The sequence below is a fragment of the Streptococcus sp. GMD6S genome, from assembly GCF_000297015.1.
Genome location: NZ_AJRH01000318.1, coordinates 1 through 1,605 on the forward strand (window position 1 = coordinate 1; position 1,605 = coordinate 1,605).

Consider the following 1,605-nt stretch of genomic DNA (forward strand, 5'->3'; position numbering starts at 1 on the left):
GAAAATGCCTTGGCAAACGGTGTCACTGTCTTTGGTGGATTCTTGTTTGAAGTCATCGCAACCTTCTTGTTTGTTGTGGTTATCATGACAGTGACTTCAGAAAGCAAGGGCAATGGTGCGATTGCTGGTTTGGTGATTGGTTTGTCCTTGATGGCGATGATTCTTGTGGGATTGAACATTACTGGACTTTCAGTAAATCCAGCCCGTAGCTTGGCACCAGCTGTTTTGGTAGGTGGAGCAGCCCTTCAACAAGTATGGATTTTCATCCTTGCGCCAATCGTTGGTGGGGTTCTTGCAGCTCTTGTTGCGAAAAACTTCCTTGGAACAGAAGAATAATTGAAACTCAAAAAGCCTTGCTCCTCATTTTGAGGAACAGGGCTTTTTCGTATGAGTTTAGCGGTTGTCAACTTTCTCTGGATAAAGGTCGTGTTGGAAGAGACGTTGTTCTGCCAAGCCTTCATACTTAGTTCCAGGCTTACCGTAGTTGTAGTAGGGGTCAATTGAGATACCACCGCGAGGTGTAAATTTTCCCCAAACCTCTAAATAGCGAGGGTCTAGCAAGTTGACCAAGTCTTTCCCGATGGTGTTGATACAGTTTTCGTGGAAATCTCCGTGGTTTCGGTAGCTAAAGAGGTAGAGTTTGAGGGATTTTGACTCAACACAGAGCTTGTCAGGAATGTAGGAAATATAAATGGTCGCAAAGTCTGGTTGAGCAGTGATTGGACACAGTGAGGTAAATTCAGGACAGTTAAATTTGATGAAATAGTCATTTTCCACATGACGATTGTCAAAGGATTCGAGGACTTCTGGTTGATAGTCAAAGATGTAGTTGGTTTCTTTGTTGCCTAGTAGGCTGAGCTTTTTCATTTCTTCTTGTTGTGACATGATTTTTTCTTTCTAATCTTAAACTCCACGTTGGTTATCGTAGAGGAGGGTATGGAGTTGAGGAAGGACGCGGACATTGCCCCAGCTATCGTCGGCAGCGATGCGTTCCCAGAGTTCTTTGAGGCGGTCCAGTTGATCTTGGACAATATTACCCGTAGCCTTGGGCTCAGGATTTCCAGCCGATAAGAAGAGGACATCTGGTTGGTAGCGTTCTTGTATGCCTCTGGCAAAGGCCAAATCGGCATCGTCAAAGACTGGAATTTTAAAGGTGACCTTATCTGGATCCAGTTGGGAAACGATAAAGTCCAGGGTCTCAAAGTTGACTTCCATCTTGGATGAAGGAGGTTTGGGACTCAGGGTGACTTGGTCAATGTCTTTTAACCAGTTTTGCCAGCGAGAGCCTTGGGTCTCAACAGCTAGAGTGACACCGCGTTCTTTGAGCTTGGTGACCAGTTGAGCCATGTTAGCTGCTAGGATAGCAGGATTTCCGCCAGACAAGGTAACGTAGTCGTAGTTTCCCAATTTATCTAAGGCAGCAATGACTTCGTCAGCCGTCATGCGAGTTGGTTTTTCAGAACCATCCCAAGTAAAGGCGGAGTCACACCAGTCGCAGTGGTAGTCGCAACCAGCAGTACGGACAAACATGGTTTTCTGCCCAATAGCACGACCTTCACCTTGAAAGGTTGGGCCGAAAATTTCCAGAACTGGTAGTTTGAGGAC

The 1,605-nt window shown here is 45.8% G+C and carries 3 protein-coding genes; 1 reads left to right on the top strand and 2 read right to left on the bottom strand.

What is annotated here, in order from left to right; translation table 11 throughout:
• Window positions 1–336, top strand: a 336-nt coding sequence (locus GMD6S_RS11275; RefSeq protein ID WP_000353080.1) for an aquaporin, incomplete at its 5' end; no start/stop codon positions are given.
• A 57-nt stretch (window positions 337–393) separates the two neighbouring features.
• Here the strand turns inward: GMD6S_RS11275 and queF are convergent.
• Complete coding sequence (gene queF, locus GMD6S_RS11280) at window positions 394–885, bottom strand: preQ(1) synthase (RefSeq protein ID WP_000082573.1); 492 nt, start codon at window positions 883–885, stop codon at window positions 394–396.
• 18 nt (window positions 886–903) lie between these two features.
• The coding region (gene queE / locus GMD6S_RS11285) for a 7-carboxy-7-deazaguanine synthase QueE (protein ID WP_000322703.1) at window positions 904–1,605 on the bottom strand (702 nt) is incomplete at its 5' end.

Excerpts from the sequence above, each read along its gene's own strand:
- queF (WP_000082573.1), bottom strand. The coding sequence starts at position 885 with ATGTCACAACAAGAAGAAATGAAAAAGCTCAGCCTACTAGGCAACAAA.